The sequence below is a fragment of the Salinicola peritrichatus genome, assembly GCF_003206715.1.
GTDB lineage: Bacteria > Pseudomonadota > Gammaproteobacteria > Pseudomonadales > Halomonadaceae > Salinicola > Salinicola peritrichatus.
The window spans coordinates 16,266-34,544 of the sequence record NZ_PZJU01000032.1 but is presented as its reverse complement, the minus strand read 5'-3'; the positions used below and the strand labels follow the sequence as shown (position 1 = coordinate 34,544).

The 18,279-nt window shown below is 64.2% G+C and carries 15 protein-coding genes; 4 read left to right on the top strand and 11 right to left on the bottom strand.

What is annotated here, in order from left to right; all coding sequences use genetic code 11:
- The first annotated feature begins 162 nt into the window (after positions 1–162).
- Positions 163–1,113 (top strand): dihydrodipicolinate synthase family protein, encoded by a 951-nt coding sequence (locus tag DOM57_RS12985; RefSeq protein WP_110649629.1) that lies wholly within the window; start codon positions 163–165, stop codon positions 1,111–1,113.
- A gap of 53 nt (positions 1,114–1,166) precedes the next feature.
- Here the strand turns inward: DOM57_RS12985 and pyrC are convergent, their stop codons facing one another.
- The 8 genes from pyrC to DOM57_RS12945 all read right to left on the bottom strand — a co-directional run bounded on the left by pyrC (position 1,167) and on the right by DOM57_RS12945 (position 9,387).
- Positions 1,167–2,216: a dihydroorotase gene (pyrC, locus tag DOM57_RS12980; RefSeq protein ID WP_110649628.1), complete on the bottom strand. Its 1,050-nt coding sequence runs from the start codon at positions 2,214–2,216 to the stop codon at positions 1,167–1,169.
- Positions 2,217–2,287: 71 nt separating this feature from the next.
- Complete coding sequence (locus tag DOM57_RS12975; RefSeq protein ID WP_110649627.1) at positions 2,288–3,484, bottom strand: MFS transporter; 1,197 nt, start codon at positions 3,482–3,484, stop codon at positions 2,288–2,290.
- Between the two features lie 297 nt (positions 3,485–3,781).
- Positions 3,782–4,555 (bottom strand): ABC transporter ATP-binding protein, encoded by a 774-nt coding sequence (locus DOM57_RS12970; RefSeq protein WP_239496215.1) that lies wholly within the window; start codon positions 4,553–4,555, stop codon positions 3,782–3,784.
- Positions 4,552–5,328 (bottom strand): ABC transporter ATP-binding protein, encoded by a 777-nt coding sequence (locus DOM57_RS12965; protein ID WP_110649626.1) that lies wholly within the window; start codon positions 5,326–5,328, stop codon positions 4,552–4,554. Before DOM57_RS12965 ends, DOM57_RS12970 begins: the two co-directional genes overlap by 4 nt.
- A gap of 10 nt (positions 5,329–5,338) precedes the next feature.
- Positions 5,339–6,328, bottom strand: a complete 990-nt coding sequence (locus tag DOM57_RS12960; protein ID WP_110649625.1) for a branched-chain amino acid ABC transporter permease — start codon at positions 6,326–6,328, stop codon at positions 5,339–5,341.
- 1 nt (position 6,329) lies between these two features.
- Complete coding sequence (locus tag DOM57_RS12955; RefSeq protein WP_110649624.1) at positions 6,330–7,244, bottom strand: branched-chain amino acid ABC transporter permease; 915 nt, start codon at positions 7,242–7,244, stop codon at positions 6,330–6,332.
- A 122-nt stretch (positions 7,245–7,366) separates the two neighbouring features.
- Complete coding sequence (locus DOM57_RS12950) at positions 7,367–8,488, bottom strand: branched-chain amino acid ABC transporter substrate-binding protein (RefSeq protein ID WP_110649623.1); 1,122 nt, start codon at positions 8,486–8,488, stop codon at positions 7,367–7,369.
- A gap of 176 nt (positions 8,489–8,664) precedes the next feature.
- Positions 8,665–9,387: a GntR family transcriptional regulator gene (locus DOM57_RS12945; RefSeq protein WP_110649622.1), complete on the bottom strand. Its 723-nt coding sequence runs from the start codon at positions 9,385–9,387 to the stop codon at positions 8,665–8,667.
- Positions 9,388–9,621: 234 nt separating this feature from the next.
- On the opposite strand from DOM57_RS12945, the gene DOM57_RS12940 reads away from it, so the two are divergent.
- The gene (locus tag DOM57_RS12940) at positions 9,622–10,623 is read left to right on the top strand and encodes a 4-hydroxyproline epimerase (RefSeq protein ID WP_110649621.1); all 1,002 of its coding nucleotides are present in this window, start codon (positions 9,622–9,624) and stop codon (positions 10,621–10,623) included.
- A 269-nt stretch (positions 10,624–10,892) separates the two neighbouring features.
- The gene (locus DOM57_RS12935; protein WP_110649620.1) at positions 10,893–13,448 is read left to right on the top strand and encodes a membrane-bound PQQ-dependent dehydrogenase, glucose/quinate/shikimate family; all 2,556 of its coding nucleotides are present in this window, start codon (positions 10,893–10,895) and stop codon (positions 13,446–13,448) included.
- A gap of 72 nt (positions 13,449–13,520) precedes the next feature.
- Here DOM57_RS12935 and DOM57_RS12930 read toward each other — a convergent pair whose 3' ends face one another.
- Both DOM57_RS12930 and DOM57_RS12925 read right to left on the bottom strand, forming a co-directional pair.
- The gene (locus DOM57_RS12930; protein WP_110649619.1) at positions 13,521–14,282 is read right to left on the bottom strand and encodes an SDR family NAD(P)-dependent oxidoreductase; all 762 of its coding nucleotides are present in this window, start codon (positions 14,280–14,282) and stop codon (positions 13,521–13,523) included.
- A 79-nt stretch (positions 14,283–14,361) separates the two neighbouring features.
- On the bottom strand, positions 14,362–15,120 hold the full coding sequence (locus DOM57_RS12925; protein ID WP_204352965.1) for a sulfite exporter TauE/SafE family protein: 759 nt from the start codon (positions 15,118–15,120) through the stop codon (positions 14,362–14,364).
- Between the two features lie 303 nt (positions 15,121–15,423).
- On the opposite strand from DOM57_RS12925, the gene DOM57_RS12920 reads away from it, so the two are divergent.
- Positions 15,424–16,752, top strand: a complete 1,329-nt coding sequence (locus tag DOM57_RS12920) for an aspartate aminotransferase family protein (RefSeq protein WP_110649617.1) — start codon at positions 15,424–15,426, stop codon at positions 16,750–16,752.
- A gap of 62 nt (positions 16,753–16,814) precedes the next feature.
- Here DOM57_RS12920 and pdxR read toward each other — a convergent pair whose 3' ends face one another.
- Complete coding sequence (gene pdxR / locus DOM57_RS12915; RefSeq protein WP_110649616.1) at positions 16,815–18,275, bottom strand: MocR-like pyridoxine biosynthesis transcription factor PdxR; 1,461 nt, start codon at positions 18,273–18,275, stop codon at positions 16,815–16,817.
- Between the last annotated feature and the right edge of the window lie 4 nt (positions 18,276–18,279).

The window sequence follows — 18,279 nt, the reverse complement described above, 5'->3', positions numbered from 1 at the left end:
ACCGGCTTCTCCTCATAAATCGGGTTTTCCGGTTATCGAGCGATATCTCGACGCATCGCTATGGCTCGATACTTTGTATTTTTTAAGTCGACAAAAAGGGCTAAGCTCGATATGTCACAGGAAGCCAGCTCGACACACCCGAGAAACCTCGAAGGAAAAACGATGAACGACACGATTTTCACCGGTTGCATTCCAGCGCTGATGACGCCCTGCACCGCCGAGCGCAAGCCGGACTACGACGCCCTGGTCGCCAAGGGTCGTGAACTTGTCGAGACCGGCATGAGCGCGGTGGTCTATTGCGGTTCGATGGGCGACTGGCCGCTACTGACCGAAGCCGAGCGCCAGGAAGGCGTCGCACGCCTGGTCGCCGCCGGCGTACCGACCATCGTCGGCACCGGCGCGGTCAACTCCAAGGAGGCGGTATCCCACGCGGCCCATGCCGCCAAGGTCGGCGCCCAGGGGCTGATGGTGATTCCCCGCGTACTCTCGCGCGGTACTTCGAGCGCCGCTCAGAAAGCGCATTTCTCCGCCATCCTGGAGGCCGCGCCCGAACTGCCGGCGGTGATCTACAACAGTCCCTACTATGGTTTCGCCACCCGCGCCGAGCTGTTCTTCGAACTACGCCGGGAACACCCCAACCTGATCGGCTTCAAGGAGTTCGGCGGTGCCGACGACCTGCGCTACGCGGCGGAGCACATCACCTCGCAGGACGACGACGTTACCCTGATGGTCGGCGTCGATACCCTGGTGTTCCACGGCTTTATCAATTGCGGCGCGACCGGCGCCATCACCGGTATCGGCAACGCCCTGCCGCGCGAAGTGCTGCACCTCGTTTCGCTGTGCAAACAGGCCGCGCAGGGGGACGCCGAGGCGCGCCGGCTGGCGCAGGAGCTGGAATCCGCCCTGGCGGTGCTTTCCTCCTTCGACGAAGGCGTGGACCTGGTGCTCTATTACAAGCATCTGATGGTGCTGAACGGCGACACCGAATACACCCTGCACTTCAACGAAACCGACGCCTTGAGCCCCGCCCAGCGCAACTACGCCGAAACCCAGTACACCCTGTTCCGCAACTGGTATGCACAGTGGTCCCGGCAATTCGATAACCGGTCCTAAGTTCTAACCTGGACAGCGAGGCGCTAGCGGCAAGGTGCTATTTCAATCCCGCGTCAATCTCGTGCCACCGACCAGCTCAGCGACTCACCCGCCTTATAGGGCACGAAGGTTTTGTCGCCCTCGCCGACCGATTCCGCCACCGGGGTCGATCGGCGAGTCAGGGTGACATAGCCGTCATTGAGCGGCAGGCCGTAGAAGCGCGGGCCGTTTTCGGAACAGAAAGCTTCGAAGTGTTCGAGCGCGCCTTCCTGTTCGAACACGTCGGCGTAGACCGAGAGTGCGGCTTCGGCATTGAACACGCCGGCACAGCCGCACGCGGTCTCCTTGGCGGCGCTGACGTGGGGCGCCGAATCGGTGCCGAGGAAGAAGCGCGGATGACCGCTGGCCACCGCCTTGCGCAGCGCCTGTTGGTGCTCGCCGCGCTTGAGGATCGGCAGGCAGTAGAGATGCGGTCGGATACCGCCGACCAGCATGTCGTTGCGGTTCTGGGCCAGATGCTGCGGGGTCAGCGTGGCACCGAGGTATTCGTCGCCCTCGAGCACGAACTGGGCCGCGTCCCGGGTGGTGATGTGCTCGAAGACCACTTTCAGTTCGGGGAACCGGCGACGGATGTCGATCATCACTTCGTCGATGAAGATCTTCTCGCGATCGAAGATGTCGATCTCGCCGCGCGTGACTTCGCCGTGGACCAGCAGCGGCATGCCGATGCGCTGCATCACTTCCAGCAGCGGGTAGACGTCGGCAATGCGCTTGACGCCGTGCTGGGAGTTGGTGGTGGCGTTGGCGGGGTAGAGCTTGGCGGCGGTGAACAGGCCATCGGCGTGGCCGCGTTCCAGGGTTTCGCGGCTGACGCTCTCGTTGAGGTAGCAGGTCATCAGCGGGGTGAAGTCGTGGCCGGCAGGGATCGCCGCCACGATCCGCTCGCGGTAGGCGCTGGCCGCTTCGATCGTGGTTACTGGCGGTACCAGATTGGGCATGACGATGGCGCGGGCAAAGGTTCGGCTGGTATAGGGAAGCACCGTCTTCAGCACCTCGCCGTCACGCAGATGCAGGTGCCAGTCGTCGGGGCGGCGGATGCGAAGCGTATCGGGCGAAGCGGTCATCGAGAACTCCTGGCGGCGGGTGGGTAACCAAACGCCGCTCATGATACCAGAGCGCCGTGCCGGCGGGCTGCTCATCCTCGAGCCGGCCTGCGCAGCAGCAATATCAGCGCCGCGCAGCAGAGCAGCGCCACCAGTAGATCGAACAGCAAGCCGGTCAGTTTCAGGCCGATGAGATTGGCGATCACGCCGATGCCGATCACCGGCAGCGAGATGGCGACGTAGGCGACGACGAAGAAGGTCGAGACCACCGCCGCCTTGTGCTGCGCGGGGCTGGCCGCCGCCACCGCGCCCAATCCCGCACGAAAGGCGATACCCTGGCCGATGCCGGCAACCACGGCACCGATGAGGAAGCCGGCGAGCTGTGCCGCGCCGATGCCCCAGGCGAAGAACAGCACCCCCAGCAGCAGCACGCCGCAGCCGATCGGCAGGCGGCGCGCCTCCGGCAGCTTTTGCTGCAGCGTCTGTCCCAGCATGGAAGCGATGAACAACAGCCCGGCGGCGACGCCGATCAGCGCGTGATTGCTGTAGCCCAATACCTTGCCCAGGAATGCCGGGGTCACCGACGTGGCAAAGCCGCACACCATGAAGCCGGCGAAGACGGCGATCGCCGCCGGCACGAATACGCCCCGCACCTCGGCGGGCACCTTGAGCTTCTGCACCCGCAGGCGAATTCGCTCGGGACGCTTCACGGTTTCCGGTGCGCGCCAGATACAGATTACTGCGACCAGCGCGAGCGCCAGGTGCACGATATAGGGCAGCGCCAGCGGCATGGGGAAGAGTACCGCCAGTACCCCCGCCAGCATCGGTCCCAGGCCCAGGCCACCCATGTTGGCGGCGGTGGCGATCAACGTTCCGACACGCTGCCATGAGTCGGGCACCAGCTCCATCACTGCCACCGTCGCGGTGCCGGTGAAGATGCCGGCCGAGATTCCGGAAAGCACGCGCCCCAGCAGAATCACGCCGAGACCGCCGGCATGCCAGAACACCAGGTCGCTCAGCGCCGATGCCAGCAGGCCGGCGAACAGCATCGGCCGCCGCCCCAGTTGATCCGACCAGCGTCCGGTGATCAGCAGCGCCGCGATCACCCCGACGGCGTAGACCGCGAAGATCAGCGTGATCATCAACTGCGAGAAACCGAACTGTTGCTGATAGATCGGATAGAGCGGCGTCGGCATGGTGGTGCCGATCATGGTGACGGCAAAGGCGAAGGCGGCGCCGAGAAAGGTGGCCGGGCCACCGGAAACCGCGCGAGACGTGGACGAGGCCATTGGGGGTCCTTGCGATGAGTCGATTCGAATCGAATTAAGTGCCGCCTAATCATTATCAACGGCAACCCATGGAAATGCTGAATAAATCGGCGAGCAGGATGAAGCGCAAGGCGCACGGAGCGCAGGACCCGGAGCCTATGGGTTATATGTGAGGACTCCGAGCACCGCGCACAAATTCGCCGGGAGCGAATTTGAACGGCCGTAGGCCGGCCTTCGGTGACCGCCAGGGATGGCGGTCATAGCGCAGCGATTCGCCTGCGCAGACATTTAGGCAGTGTTTCCTTAGGGAAGCTCTGTCTATGACTCGCCGACACCGAGATAGGCCTTGACCACCGATTCGTCCGCGCGCAGCTTGGCCGCCTCGCCCTGCATGCGAATCTCGCCGTTCTCGATCACGTAGGCGTAGTGGGCCAGTCGCAACGCCAGACGGGCGTTCTGTTCCACCAGCAGAATCGTCGTGCCGGCCTCGTTCAGGCGCTTGATGATGCGCATGATGTCGGTGACCAGCTTGGGCGCCAGACCCATCGAAGGTTCGTCGAGCAGCATCACGCTGGGGCCGTGCATCAGCGCGCGGCCCATCGCCAGCATCTGCTGCTGGCCGCCGGAGAGCAGCGAGCCGTCCTGATGGCGGCGCTCGTGGAGGATCGGAAAGAGTTCGTAGACTTCCTCGAGCCGCTGGCGACGCAGGGCGTTGTCCTTGAGCGTGAAGGCGCCCAGCTCGAGGTTTTCCTTGACCGTCAAGCCGCGCAGGATACGCCGCCCCTCGGGCACGTGGACCACGCCGCGCCGGGCGATCTCGTGGGCCGCCAGCCTGGCGATCGACTGCCCTTCCAACTGAACGTCGCCACGCCGGGCGCGCACCAGCCCGGAGATGGTCTTGAGCGTGGTCGACTTGCCGGCGCCGTTGCTGCCGAGCAGGGTCACGATCTCGCCTTCGCGCACCTCCAGCGAAACCCCGCGCAGGGCCTGGATCTGGCCATAGAACGCCTCGACGCCTTCAACGCACAGGCGCACGCGCTCGGGGCGCTTCGCGGCCGCGGCCGGCGCCGGTTGGGTGGGGGATTGCGTCACAGTGCCAACTCCTCGTCGTCCTGGCCGAGATAGGCCTCGATCACCCGCGGGTCGTTCTGCACCGCCTGGGGCGCGCCCTCGGTGATGAGGCTGCCGTGGTCGAGCACGCTGATGCGTTCGGAGACGTTCATCACCAGGCTCATGTCGTGCTCGATCAGCAGCACCGAAACGCCGCGCTCGTCACGAATGCGTCGGATCAGTTCGATCAGTGCCTGTTTCTCGCCGCTGTTGAGCCCCGCCGCCGGTTCGTCGAGCAGCAGCAGCTTGGGTTCGGTGGCCAGGGCGCGGGCGATCTCGACCCGCCGCTGGTGACCGTAGGCGAGATTGGTCGCCAGACGGTCCTGTTGCCCCATCAGGCCGACGAAATCGAGACATTCGAGACTGACTTCGAGGATCTTGCGCTCCTCGGCGCGCTGACTCGGCAGCCGCAGCACCGCAGCCAGGGCACCGGCCCGGGAGCGGCAGTGCTGGCCCGCCATGACGTTCTCGAGCACCGACATCTCGCGGAACAGGCGCACGTTCTGGAAGGTGCGCGCGATTCCCAGCTGGGTCACGCTGTGGGGTTTGCGCTTGACGATGCGCTCGCCATCGAAGGTGATCTCGCCCCGCTGGGGGCGATAGAAGCCGGTAATGACATTGAACATCGAGGTCTTGCCGGCGCCGTTGGGGCCGATCAGGCTCTGGATGCGTCCCGGTTCGACGCCGAAGTCGACATCGTGCAGCACGGTGTTGCCGGCGAAGCTCAGCGACACCTGGTTGAGTTGCAGCAGCATCGCTTCCCCCTCAGGAACGTTTCTCGGGCCATATGCCGCTCGGCCGGAACAGCATGATCAACAACAGCAGCACGGCGAAGATCAACAACCTCAGGGTATCGAAGTCGCGCAGCAGCTCCGGCCCCAGCACGACGATGAAGGCGCCGAGAATGACCCCGGGAATCTTGCCCATGCCGCCGAGCACCACCGCCAGCAGAATCAGCACCGACTGCTGAAAGCTGAAGCTCTCGGGCGAGATCGCGCCCAGGTTGACCGAGAAGAAGATGCCACCGATCGCGCCGAAGATGGCACCGATGACGTAGGCCGCCAGCTTGGTCGCGACGCGATTGATGCCCATCGCCTCGGCGGCGTCCTCGTCGTGGCGCACGTAGAGCCAGGCGCGCCCCAGGCGCGAATCGAACAGTCGCTGGCTGGCGATGTAGGCGAGCACCGCCAACAGCGCGAAGACGTAGTAGAAGTCGATCGAGCTATCGATCTGCCAGCCGAACAGCGAAGGTTCCGGGATGTGCGAAAGCCCGCTGGCGCCACCGGTGATCTCGAGATTGCGCGCGGTGAAACGCACGATCTCGCCGAAACCGAGGGTGACGATCGCCAGATAGTCGCTGCGCAGCCGCAGCGTCGGCCCGCCGATGATCACCCCGGCGATCGCCGCGGCAAGCAGCGCGAACGGAATCGCGGCCCAGAAATTGATGCCGAACTGCTGGGTCAGAATGCCGACGGTATAGGCGCCGACGGCAAAGAACGCGGCATAGCCGAGGTCGAGCAGGCCGGCGTAGCCGACCACGACGTTGAGCCCGAGACACAGCACCACGTAGAGCAACGCGTTGGTCAGGATCACCGTGACGTACTGGCTCGAGATCCACGGCGTGACGATCAGCAACGCCACGATCAGCGCATGCAGGGCACGCCGGCGACCCGGGGACTCGAAGGAGGCGTAGAACCGCTGGAAGACATTGCCGCGGGGGATGTCTTCCCGCAGGGTCGGTGTTCGATTGGCCATGTCACATCCTCTCCACTTCGGACTTGCCCAACAACCCGGTCGGTTTGAACACCAGCACCAGGATCAGGATCGAGAAGGTGAAGACATCCTTCCATTCGCTGCCGATGAACGGGATATGGGTACCGAACGATTCCAGCAGTCCCAGGATCAGGCCACCGAGCATGGCGCCGGTGATGCTGCCGATGCCGCCGATTACCGCTGCGGTAAAGGCTTTCAGCCCGATCAGAAAGCCCATGAAGTACCAGATGCTGCCGTAGTAGGCGCCGGCCATGGTGCCGGCGGCGGCGGCCAGCCCCGAACCGATGAAGAAGGTCACCGCGATCACCGCGGAGACGTTGATCCCCATCATCCGGCACATGTCCTTGTCGATCGACACCGCGCGCATGGCGCGGCCATAGAGCGTCCTGGACACGAACAGCTCGAGCGCGATCATCAGCACCGCCGCCGTCGCCACCAGCACGATCTGGTTGTAGGAGAGAAACAGGTTGCCGAGATTGAAGCCGCCGAAACCGAGATCGGTGCGAAACGCCGTATACTGGCCGCCGGTCAGCGATAACGCCGCGTTCTGCAGCACCAGCGATACCGCCAGCGCGGTGATCAGGATCGACAGCCGCGGCGCCGCCAGCATCGGATGGTAGGCGACGCGCTCGATCACCACGCCGAGACAGCCAACCGCCAGCATCGCCAGCAACATCGCCACGAAGATGCCGAGCCAGCCGGCACCGAGAAAGCCGGAGACCAGCGACAGCCCACCGAAGCCAGCGAAAGCGCCGGTCATGTAGAGATCGCCATGGGCGAAGTTGAGCAGTTTGATGACCCCGAACACCATGGTGTAACCAAGTGCCACCAAGGCATAGAAGGAGCCCAGCACCAGCCCGTCGACGAGCTGTTGCAGAAAGGAGTCGTACCAGGTCATGGACGTATGTCTCTGGACAGCGGAAAGCGGATGAGCAGAGCGGAGGCGTCGCGGGTTTCACGTCCCGCAACGCGTGACGACATCCTCGGTTCGAGCCGAGGCTCGAACCGAGGAGCGAATCGTCATTCCTCGTAGCGAATCCACTTGCCGTCCTGCCCCTCGAGCACCACGAAGTTACTGCGCGCCAGCGTATGCTGCGGCGTGAACGAGATCGGCCCCGCCAACCACTCCTGGTCGTCGGCGCTGGCCAGCGCCTCGATGATCGCGTCGCTGTCGGTGGAGCCGGCCTTGTCGATCGCCCAGGCCATCAGTTGCATGCCGTCGTAGGCGAGCGGCGCATACGGCCCCGGCGCATTGCCGAACTCAGTCTGGTAGTCGCCGATGAACTGCTTGGCGGCCGGCAGGAAGTCGGCGGTGGGATTGGAGAAGGCGAACACCCCTTCGGCGGCCTGGCCGGCGATGTTGAACAGCTCCGGCGAGTTGGAGCCGTCACCCACGGCGATGGTGCCCTGGAAGCCACGCTGGCGCAGCTGGCGGATCAGCAGGCCGCCATCGGCATAGTAGGCGGTCCAGAACACCGCTTCGGCACCCGAACTGCGGATCTTGTTGACCAGCGCGGAGAAATCCTGCTCGCCCTTGTTGACGTACTCGAAGGCGGAAACGGTATGGCCAGCCTCGGTCCAGGCGTCGCGGGTCAGGTTGGCGAGATCCTGGGAGTAGGCATCGCCCTGATTGACGATGGCGACTTTCTCGATGCCTTTGCCCTCGAAGAAATCGACCGCCGTCTTGGCCTGGTCGGCACCGGTCGAGTTGATCATGAAGGCGTTGCCGGGGTTGGCGGGAATCAGTTGGGTCGAGTTGGCGGCGACGATCACGAACGGAATATTGGCATCGCCGTAGGTCTTGAGCGTCGGCTGGGTGGCGCCGGAGCAGTAACCGCCGACCACGCCGACGACCTGCCGCGAGGCCAGGCGGCTGGCGGCGTTGACCGACTGCTGCGGATCACAGGCGGTGTCACCGGTCACCAGTTGGATCTGGCGGCCATCGAGCAGACCGCCGTCGGCATTGATCTCGTTGGCGGACAGGGTGACGGCATTGAGCATGTCCTTGCCGTAGGTGGCTTCGGAGCCGGTCGTCGGCACCTGCACGCCGATGGTGATCGGACCATCCTGCGCCATGGCCAGGCTGCCTGCGGCCAGATTGATGACCGCCGCGGAGGCGATGAGACTGAGGATCTTGTTCATTATCGCAACTTCTCTCTTCAGCGCTTTGTGGTTATTCGTACTGCCCAGGGTTGGGACTGAGTATCAGGATCGGGCGCTGCGCCCACCAGGTCGGCGGTATCTGCGAGATCGCCGATAGCTCATCCTGCCATGGCCGTTAACAAACTGATACCGCATCTTTTGTATAAAATATACGATCAGCGAAACTGTCGATCGTCCTTGCTTTTGTCATCCACACCATTCGATCCATTGGTGCGAGTGATCAAAAAATCCAGCAACTCGTCGCGCGCCGTCAGGATGTGTTCATTGAGCAGTCGTGTCGCCTCGACGCCGTCACGCTGCTCGCATAACGCCACCAGCCTGGCGTGCTCCGACCGGGCACGGTCATTGCTGCGCTGGGCGATTTTGAGTTGCATGCGCAGATAGCGGTCGGCGCTGCGATGCAGTGACTGGAGCATGCGCATGGTCTGCTCGCGCCCGGCCGGGGCGTAGAGCGTCGAATGCAGCTGCCAGTTGAGCACGCCCCAGTTGACCTCCTCCGCTTTATGCTTCAGGCGATCATCGAAGGTCTCGACGATCGACCAGGCCTTGGCGATCACCTCATCGGTCATCCGCGGAAGCGCCCGGCGCAGCAGATCCACTTCGAGCAGCGCACGCAGATCGAAAAGCTCGCGAATGTCATCGCAGGACAGTACCGAAACGGTATAGCCCTTGTGCGCGACCTGCACCACCAGCCCCTCGCCTTCCAACTGCAGCAGTGCCTCGCGCACCGGAATGCGGCTGACGCCGAACTCGCTCGCCAGCGCATCCTGGCGCAGTGCGCTGCCCTCCTCAAGTTCCTGATTGAGGATGCGTTCGCGCAAGGCATCGGCCAGGGTGGCGGCGACGGTTTGACGCTTGAAGTTGGCACTTGGGCTCATGCACCGATCCTGCAGATAAAATGATATGGCCGGCTTGCCACCGAGCCGTTCCGGGACCACCGGTCGCGAGCATCAGGCATCCGCCAGGTCATGTACGAAAACTGTCTGCGCTCGCCGACTTTTCATACACGCCCAAGGATTGCCCACCGCATCCGTATATTATATACAATATCCAAAACGACAACGGGGATGCACTAACCCGCGCGGAGTTGCATTCCGATCGAGGAGAGAGCGATGGCCAGACACACCTTCATGTGCGTCGACGGGCATACCTGCGGCAATCCGGTGCGCGTCGTGGCCGGCGGCGCGCCGCGACTGGAGGGCGCGACCATGAGCGAGCGCCGCCAGCACTTTTTGCGTGAATACGACTGGATTCGTCGCGGGCTGATGTTCGAACCGCGCGGCCACGACATGATGTCCGGCTCGATCCTCTATCCTTCGACCCGGGACGACTGCGATATCGGCGTGCTGTTCATCGAGACCAGCGGCTGTCTGCCGATGTGCGGTCACGGCACCATCGGCACCGTGACCACGGCGTTGGAAGAGGGCTTCGTCACGCCGCGGGTCGAGGGCAAGCTGTCGCTGGATACGCCGGCCGGCCGCGTCGACATCGAATACGAGCGCAACGGGCGCTACATCGAGAAAGTCCGCCTGTTCAACGTACCGGCATGGCTCGAGGCGGCCGATGTCGAGGTCGACGTTCCGGGCTTCGGCAGGCTCAAGTGCGATATCGCCTACGGCGGCAACTTCTATGCCATCTTCGATCCCCAGCCGGGCTTCGGTGGCCTCGACGCGCTGGACGTCGACCAGATCCTCCGGCTCTCGCCGATCGTGCGCCGACGCCTCAACGAGATCATCACCCCGGTCCATCCCGAGAATCCGACCATCCGCGGCGTTTCCCACGCCATGTGGACCGGCCCGGCGCATGAGCCGAATGCCGACGCCCGCAACGCAGTGTTCTATGGCGACCGCGCCATCGACCGCTCTCCCTGCGGCACCGGCACCTCGGCGCGCATGGCCCAACGTGTCGCTCGCGGCTGGCTCGAGGCGGGCCAGACCTTCATCCACGAGAGCATCATCGGCAGCCTGTTCGAAGGCCGGGTCGAATCGCTGACGGAGGTCGGCGGCAAGCCGGCCATCCGTCCCAGCATCGCCGGCTGGGCGCGAGTCACCGGCTACAACACCATCTTCATCGATGATCGCGATCCGTTCGCCCACGGTTTTAGCGTCGTCTGACCCAGCCGCTCCTCGATTTTCCTTCCATCCCCCTCGCGCCGAGACATCGGCGCGTTTTTCATGGCACCCGCCGTGAGCAACAGAACGCCGTTTGACGCTTTGATGATCGAGGTTCGATCAATGTCGTAATTCTCCCCCGAGCGCTTTACAAAGCGGCATTCAGCAACTTGATTGAATCAAGCGGATTGCGACTGCGGCAGATTGTCGCGACAATTCATTAGCCGGTTATCTATACGGCTTTGGAATTGAGTCATTCAAGGGAGGGAATAGTGGCCAATACAGATTCTTCCCCCGGAGCAGGCGGAACATTCGCCAAAATCGTGGGGATCATTGTCGCGCTCGTCGGTCTCGCCCTGGGCGGCGGCGGGCTTTATCTCGTCATATTGGGTGGTTCCTGGTACTACCTGATCGCCGGCGTGCTGATGCTGATTGCCGGCATCCTGCTGTTCCGAGGACAAGTCTCCGGGGCCTGGCTCTATGCGCTGGTATTCATCGGCACTTTTCTATGGACCGCGTGGGAGTCGGGACTCAACTACTGGGGCTGGATTCCCCGCTTCGATGTCGTACTGATCCTGGGTATCCTGGTTGCCTTGATCACGCCCGCCCTGATCGGCGGCCCGTCGCGAAAGGTCGGTTTTTCGCTGGCCGGCGTGCTGTTCCTGGGTCTGGTCGTGGCCGGCGCACTGGCCTTCGTCCCCGGCCGGGGTTACGAGAATCCCAACGAGGTGCCGGCGATCGCCGACGACTCATTGGCGACCGATGTCGGCAACGCGCAACCGGCGGACACGCCCGACGAGGGGGATTGGACCGCTTACGGCCGCGACTCGGCAGCCACACGCTATTCGCCGCTGGACCAGATCACGCCCGATAACGTCGGCAATCTCGAAGTCGCCTGGCAGTATCGTACCGGCGACCTGCTCGATCTCCGCTGGGGCTCGGAGAATACCCCGCTCAAGGTGGGCGACAGCGTCTATGTGTGCACCTCTCATAACATCCTGATTTCCCTGAATGCCGCGACTGGCGAAGAGAACTGGCGTTACGATCCGCAAGTCTCCGACGAGGCCATCCCTTACACGGCCGCCTGCCGCGGCGTGACCTATTACGAGGTCCCCGAGGAACGCCTGAACGCATCGAACGCCGCCGCCGACAACGACCAGGGCGAACAGGGCTCTGCTACTGCTGCCCAGAACGCAGACGGCGACCAGGCCCCCGCGGAGGAAGCGCCCGCGCAAGCGACGGTTGCCGCCGACGATGACCAGGCCTGCCGCACGCGTATCATCGCCGGCACGCTCGATGGTCGTATCATCGAAGTCGACGCCGCTACCGGCGAGCCCTGCACCGACTTCGGCGACAACGGCCAGGTCGATATCAAGCGCAACATGGGCGAGACCCCGCCGGGTTACGTCTCGATCAACTCCGCCCCGGTGGTGGTGCGCGATGTGATCGTTACCGGCCACCAGGTGCTCGACGGCCAGCGCCGCTACCCGCCATCCGGCGTGATCAAGGGCTTCGACGCCGTTACCGGCGAAATTCAGTGGGCCTGGGATGCCGCGCGCCCCGACCAGAGCGAACCGCTGACCGGCGACGAGACCTACGTGCGCGGCTCTCCAAACATGTGGACCACTGCCGTCGGCGACAGCAAGCTCGGCATGGTTTACCTGCCGATGGCCAACAGCGCCGCCGATTACTGGAGCAGCTCGCGCACGCCGGAGGAGAACGAGTGGGCCAGCTCCCTGGTCGCGCTCAATGTCGAGACCGGCCTGCCGGTATGGCACTTCCAGACCGCGCACAAGGATGTCTGGGATTACGATCCCGGCTCGCAGCCGACGTTGATCGACTTCCCCACTGACAACGGCAAGGTACCGGCAGTAGTGATGCCGACCAAACAGGGCGAGATCTATGTCTTCAACCGCGAGACCGGCGAGCTGCTGGGCGGCGGAGCCGAAGAACGCCCGGTGCCGCAGGGTGGCGCCGAGCCGGAACAGCGCAGCGAAACACAACCCTTCTCGCTCTACGCCACCCTGCGTCAGCCGGACATCACCGAGCATGACATGTGGGGCATGTCGCCGTTCGACCAGCTGTACTGCCGCATCCAGTATCGCCAGGCCAGTTGGAAAGGCATGTACACGCCGCCCACCGCCGAACAGCCGTGGATTCAGTACACCGGTTACAACGGTGGTTCCGACTGGGGCAGCGTGGCGATCGACCCGCGGCGTGGCGTGATCATTGCCAACTACAACGACATGCCCAACTACAACGAACTGGTGCCGCGTGACGTCGCCAACCAGCTCGGCTGGGTTCCCCGGGAAGAGCAGGAGGCGGACGGTGGCGGTGCCGAAGGCGCCGGTGATCCGCAGGCCAATACGCCCTATGCGATCAACGTCAACGCCGGTTGGCGCGTGCCCTATACAGGCATGCTGTGCAAGCAGCCGCCTTATGGGCACATCCGCGCCATCGACCTGGCCAGCGGCAAGACCCTGTGGGACCGCCCGTTCGGTACCGCTCGCGCCAACGGCCCCTGGGGTATCCGCTCGGGACTGCCGATCGACATCGGTACGCCCAACAACGGCGGCTCCGTGGTCACCGCGGGCGGCCTGATCTTCATCGCCGCCGCCACCGACGACCTGATCCGCGCGATCGACATCGAAAGCGGCGAAACCGTGTGGCAGGCACCGCTGCCCGCCGGCGGCCAGGCCAACCCGATGGTCTACGAAGCCGATGGCCGCCAGTACCTGGTGATCGTTGCCACTGGCCACCACTTCATGGAAACGCCAAGTGGCGACTACGTGATCGCCTATGCCTTGCCGGAGAACAGCGGTTCCTGACCGCCGGTTTCATTCGGCATGCACGTCGCCCCGGCCGTCTGGCCGGGGCGATGTCGTTATAAGCTGGACTTCTCAGTCATCACGATCGATGGCGAACGCCGACCAGGCCTGGCGCGTCGGCATCACTTCCAGGCGATTGAAATTGATGTGCGCCGGCAAGGTGGCGATATAGAACATCTGTTCGGCGATATCCTCGGCGGTTAGCGCCGTGGTCCCGCGATAGAGATTGTCGGACGCCGCCTGATCGCCGCCGGTGCGCACCAGGGTGAACTCGGTTTCGGCGATGCCCGGCGCCAGGTCGGTCACCCGCACGCCGGTGCCCAGCAGATCGCAGCGCAGGTTGTAGCTGAACTGCTTGACGAATGACTTGGAAGCACCGTAGACGTGGCTGCCCGGATAGGGCCACTGGCCAGCGATCGAGCCGACGTTGATGATCGTCGCCCCTTCGCCCACCTCGATCAGTGTCGGCAACAGCGCATGGGTCACGTTGACCAGCCCGGTGACGTTGGTGTCGATCATGGTGTGCCAGTCCTTCAGCGCGACCTTCTGCGCCGGCTGCGGTGCCAGCGCCAGACCGGCATTGTTAACCAGCGTACGCACGCGCTTGAAGGCTTCCGGCAGCGTATCGACGGCGTGCCGAACGGCCTCGTCGTCGCGCACGTCAAGCACGATGGTGTGAACTGCCACCTTGTCCGCCAGCTCGGCCTTCAGCGCTTCCAGGCGTTCGCCACGGCGGCCGGACAGCACCAGCGACCAGCCGGCGGCGGCGAAACGATGGGCTGCGGCGCGACCAAATCCAGACGTGGCACCAGTAATGAAAACGACGTCGCTCACAGTATTTCCTCCTCGTCAGATTTCGATAGCCGAGCGACAGTCTGCGCTCGGCGCTGTGTACAAGTTGACGGAACGGGGCCTAGCCATAGCCGGCTTCACGGGCCAGCACCCATACCGACAGCACGATCAGTAGCGGCGCCACGGTAACCTTCATCGAACGTGGCTTCGATCGCTCGAACGCCCACTGCCCCAAAAGATTGCCAAGCAGTGCGGGCACCATCAGCCAGGCGGCGCGAATCAGTGTCTCCCGCCCCAACTCGCCCGCCAGCCCCAAGCCGATCAGAGAAGAGGCACTGCTGGCTGCAAAGAAGAGGATCGCCGTGGCCCGAAGCGCCACCGGGCGCATGCGCTGATGCAGCAGATAGAGCATCAGTGGCGGCCCGCCGGAAGAAGCCAGGGTCATGCACAGCCCGGCAACCGCGCCGGCGACCAGACTGTTTCCCCCTCGCGGGCCTTCTGCCGGGGCGTCGAACGCGAGTTCACGTCGCAGTATCAGCGCTACCGCCCCGGCCAGCGCCAGCAGTGCGATCGCGATTCGCATCGGGGCGGCGGGAACCGACGAGATCAGCCACACGCCCGCCAGCGTTGCCGCGAGCATGCCGATCAATAGCCAGCGCAGGCGTTTCCAGTCGGCATGACGCAGCGCGCGTCGCCACAACCCGACGCTGGTCACCAGGTCCAGCAACAGCGCCAGCGATACCGCCTCGATCGGCGGCAGAAACAGCATCAATCCCAGGGCCAGCAGCATCGCAAAGCCGAATCCGCAGTAGCCCCTGATGAATCCGGCGAAACACGCCAGGCCGACGGCCGGCCACAGCAGCGGCATCGATGGGATCACCCCGGCTAACCTCCTCCGGCTGCTTCCGCAGCCGCCAAACACAAGCCGAAGCGGGAACCATACCGAGCCCCCCGGCCTCCGGGTAGAGCCAGTTTTCCGACCGCCACGGGACATCCGCCAAGGCTGTCACGACGTCCGACGAATTCTGGCTCTACGGGATTCGGTCACGGCCCCCTAGTCTTGAATCGAGACAGTGAACACCCCCGTTCGAGCAGCCGTCCGGAAGCGCCAGCCATCGCCTCGTCGAGGTAGGCCAGCCATTGTAGACGCTCGTCAGCAACGCCAAACGACAGGAACCCAGCCATGACCGACCCCATCACCAACGACGATGTTTCCAACGCCTATGTCCATCAGCTCGACCGCCAGCACGTATTCCATTCCTGGTCGACGCAGGGCAATCTTTCGCCGATGGTGATCGCCGGTGGCCAGGGATGCCGGTTGTGGGACTACGCCGGCAAGGAGTACCTGGATTTCAGCAGCCAGCTGGTCAACACCAACATCGGCCATCAGCATTCCAAGGTGATCGCCGCCATTCAGGCCCAGGCCGGGCAGCTCGCCACCGTGGCGCCGGCGCACGCCAACCTGGCGCGCGGCGAGGCGGCCAAGCGCATTCTCGAGCGGGCTCCCTCCGGTTTCGGCAAGGTGTTCTTCACCAACGCCGGCGCCGACGCCAACGAAAACGCCATGCGCATGGCGCGGGCTTTCACCGGCCGCGACAAGATCCTGTCGGCCTACCGTTCCTATCACGGCAATACCGGCGCGGCGATCGTCGCCACCGGCGACCCGCGACGCGTGCCCAACGAGTTCGCTCGCGGCCACGCGCACTTCTTCAATCCGTTCCTCTACCGCAGCGACTTCTGGGCCGGCAACGAGGAAGAAGAGTGTCAGCGCGCGCTACAACATCTGAAGCGGGTGATCGAATGCGAAGGGCCGAGCGCCATCGCCGCGATTCTGCTCGAATCGATTCCCGGCACCGCCGGCGTACTGATTCCGCCCAAGGGCTACATGGAAGGCGTGCGCCAGCTGGCCGACCAGTACGGCATTCTGCTGATCTTCGATGAGGTCATGGCCGGCTTCGGCCGCACCGGCCGCTGGTTCGCCCTCGAGCATTTCGGCGCCAGGCCGGATCTGATCGTGTTCGCCAAGGGCGTCAATTCCGGCTATGTGCCGGCCGGGGGCGTGATCGTCTCCGACGAGATCTGTCGCTACTTCGACGATCATATGTTCTTCGGCGGGCTGACCTACTCCGGCCATCCGCTGGCGATGGCCGCGATCGTCGCCACGCTGGATGCGATGGCCGAGGAAGGCGTGGTCGAGAACGCCGATCGCGTGGGTAACGGGGCACTGGCCGCCGGACTCCGGCAGCTGGCGGCCGATCACGCCATCGTCGGCGAAACCCGCGGCCTCGGCGTCTTCCACGCACTGGAGCTGGTCAGCGATCGCCACACCCGCGCGCCATTGCCGGCAGATCGGATGGGCGCCATCAAGAACGCGCTGATCGCCAAGGGCCTGCTGCCGTTCGTGGTCGAGAACCGCATCCACGTGGTGCCACCGTGCATCGTCAGCGAAGCGGAAGTCGCCGAGGGGTTGGGCATTCTCGACCGGGTGCTGGGCGAGTTTGCGGCCGGCTGACAGATACCGGAAAGCACCGTGAGCGACCGGCGTTTGCCGGTCGCAGTCGTTTGGGTTTCAGGCTAACCGAAAGCGCGTGCCAGCCGGGCGATCCCCGGCGCGATGCGCTCGGCGTCGATGGCGCCGAATCCCAACCGCATGTAGTTGCGTGGCGGCGCCTGGTCGAAGAAGTGCTGGAAGCCGGGCTCGATCAGCACGCCATGCTGCGCCGCCTGCCAGGCCAGCCGCTGGGTATCGACCGCACTAGGCGCTTCCAGCCAGAACACACTGGCATGTTCCCCGCCTACCCGGCGGCAGTCGGGCAGCTCCCGCCCGATGGCGGCATTCATGACTTCCCAGCGCTGGCGCATCTCGTCGGCAAACTGACGCAAGTAACGGTCGTAATGCCCCTGGGAGAGAAACTGTGCCAACTGCTGCTGCAGGCCGGAAGGTGGATGGCGGTACATCAACCGGCGCAGCGCCCGCAGCTCGTCGATCAGTTCGGCGTCGGCCACCACATAGCCCAGGCGCAATCCAGGCGACAGCGGCTTCGACAGGCTGCTCATGTAGATCACTCGGGAGCCGGCCCGGCTCGCCTTCAGCGCCGGCTGGGCATGACGATCGAAATTGACCTCGGCGTCGTAGTCGTCCTCCAGCACGATCTGGTCGCGGCGCTGGATCTGCTCGATCAATGCCTCGCGCCGACGGCGGCTCATGGTCACGCCGGTAGGGCCTTGATGGCTGGGCGTCACGTAGAGGTAATCGCTCTTCGCCGCCGACGCGTCGAGACACATGCCTTCACCGTCGATGGGCTGGTAGCTCAGCTGCGCGCCCTGGCGCAGAAAGACGTTGGCCGCCTCACGATAGCCGGGATTCTCGACCGCGACACGGGTGCGACGATCGAACAACAGCTGCGCGATCAGAAACAGCGCATTCTGCGAGCCCAGCGTGATCAATATCTCGTCGCTGCGCGCATGGATGCCGCGCTTGGGCAGGACACGGGTGCGCAGCTGCTCCACCAGCATCAGATCGTCCTGATCGTAGCGGTCGCTCAGCCAGTGGCGTTCGCGATGACTGCCCAACAGACGCCGCGAGGCTTCGCGCCACTGCTCCAGCGGGAACAACCGGGTATCGAGCTGACCATAGACGAAGGGAAATTCGTAGTGCATCCAGTTGCTGGGGCGCAGAACGCCCTGCAGATGGCTCGGCCGGTGGGTAAAACGTCGGCTCCAAGTTGGTGCATCCAGGACTGCGTCATGCATCGCCCGGGACGATTCCAGTGCATCGGGCTCGTGGTAGGCGTCGTGCAGGTAGTAGCCGCTGCGTGGCCGGCTGATCAGATAACCGTCTTCCACCAACCCCTCGTAGACCAGCGCCACGGTATTGCGCGAGATACCCAGTTGCAGCGACAGCTTGCGGCAGGACGGCAGCGCCTCGTCGGCGGGAATGGTACCGGTGTGGATGGCATCGAGCAGCGCCTCGCGCAGTTGCTCCTGTAAACCTCGCTGGGCATCGAAGTCGAGATGGAAATAGTGGTCGAGCATGCGG